Source organism: Paracholeplasma morum (genome assembly GCF_016907055.1).
Taxonomy (GTDB): Bacteria; Bacillota_I; Bacilli_A; order Acholeplasmatales; family UBA5453; genus Paracholeplasma; species Paracholeplasma morum.
Genome location: NZ_JAFBBG010000025.1, coordinates 1 through 2,118 on the forward strand (window position 1 = coordinate 1; position 2,118 = coordinate 2,118).

The 2,118-nt window shown below is 48.3% G+C and carries 1 rRNA gene; it reads right to left on the minus strand.

Features of this window, described 5'->3' with window-relative positions:
* Positions 1 to 2,118 (minus strand): 23S ribosomal RNA (locus JN09_RS07545); the annotation flags it as partial.

The following is a 2,118-nucleotide window of genomic DNA, read 5'->3' on the forward strand; positions in this document are numbered from 1 at the left end:
TCTCGCAGTCAAGCACCCTTATGCTTTTGCGCTCTACGAATGATTTCCAACCATTCTGAGGGTACCTTCGGGCGCCTCCGTTACTCTTTGGGAGGCGACCGCCCCAGTCAAACTGCCCACCAGACACTGTCCTTTGGATTACACATCCACAAGTTAGATACGCCATGCACCAAGGGTGGTATCCCAACGTCGACTCCACCAAGACTAACGTCCTAGTTTCTTAGTCTCCCACCTATCCTGTACATAGTACACAGTATATCAATATCAAGCTACAGTAAAGCTCCATGGGGTCTTTTCGTCCTGTCGCGGGTAGCCGGCGTTTTCACCGGCAGCTTGATTTCACCGAGTCCCTTGTTGAGACAGTGCCCAAATCGTTACACCTTTCGTGCGGGTCAGAACTTACCTGACAAGGAATTTCGCTACCTTAGGACCGTTATAGTTACGGCCGCCGTTTACTGGGACTTCAATTCAAGGCTTCATTGCTTGACCTCTCCTCTTAATCTTCCAGCACCGGGCAGGTGTCAGCCCCTATACTTCACCTTACGGTTTTGCAGAGACCTGTGTTTTTGATAAACAGTCGCTTGGGCCTATTCTCTGCGACTTTCTTTTTTCATTAAAAGTCCTCCTTATCCCGAAGTTACGGAGTCATTTTGCCGAGTTCCTTAACAAGGGTTTTCTCGCGCGTCTTAGAATTCTCTTCCTACCCACCTGTGTCGGTTTGCGGTACGGGTAGTACATAAATTAACCCTAGAAGCTTTTCTAGAAAGTTTGACGTCATCATCCTTTACCTACCGAACCTCAGCCTCGCCGTGCGGATTTGCCTACACGACAGCCCTAGTTCCTTGTCCCCAATCCATTAAGGGGCGGACGTTAGCCTGCTTTGTCACTCCATCAGTTTATATACTAGTGCAGGAATCTCTACCTGCTATCCATCGGCTACGCTTCTCAGCCTCACCTTAGGCCCCGACTTACCCAGGGCGGACGAACCTTCCCCTGGAAACCTTGGGTTTTCGACGGACAGGATTCTCACCTGTCTTTTCGTTACTTACACCGGCATTCTCACTTCTAACCGCTCCACTAGTCCTTCCGATCTAGCTTCACCGCTGTTAGAACGCTCCCCTACCACTTGGATATTATCCAAATTCGCAGCTTCGGTATCATACTTAGCCCCGGTACATTTTCGGCGCAGAGTCACTCGACTAGTGAGCTATTACGCACTCTTTAAAGGATGGCTGCTTCTAAGCCAACCTCCTAGTTGTTTGTGCATCTCCACTTCCTTTGCCACTTAGTATGAATTTTGGGACCTTATCTGGCGATCTGGGCTCTTTCCCTCTTGACCATGAACCTTATCACCCACAGTCTGACTGCTAACCTTATTTTATGACATTCGGAGTTTGATTGGGCTCAGTACCCCGAGGTGGGGCCATCACACATTCAGTGCTCTACCTTCATAAAACCTTCTGTTAACGCTAGCCCTAAAGCTATTTCGGGGAGAACCAGCTATCTCCGAGTTCGATTGGAATTTCACCCCTAGCCACAAGTCATCCAAACACTTTTTAACGTGTCCTGGTTCGGTCCTCCATTTACTCTTACATAAACTTCAACCTGCTCATGGCTAGCTCACCCGGTTTCGGGTCTACGTCATACAACTTATTCGCCCTATTCAGACTCGCTTTCGCTTCGGCTCCACCCCTCTAGGCTTAACCTTGCTCTATAACGTAACTCGCCGGTTCATTCTACAAAAGGCATGCTATCACACATTAACGTGCTCTAACTAATTGTAAGCACACAGTTTCAGGTTCTATTTCACTCCCCTCCCGGGGTTCTTTTCACCTTTCCCTCACGGTACTGGTTCACTATCGGTCACTAAGACATATTTAGCCTTCGGAGATGGTCCTCCGATCTTCAAACGGGATTTCTCGTGTCCCGCCCTACTTCTTGCTTACCTAGTCCACAACATTTCGACTACGGGACTCTCACCCTCTTTGGTCTGCCTTCCCATGCAGCTCGTCTATATTATGGTTTTGTAACTATTATGTAAGCTGGCTCCTCCACGTTCGCTCGTCGCTACTAGTAGAATCGTTGTTACTTTCTTTTCCTGCAGGTACTTAGATATTT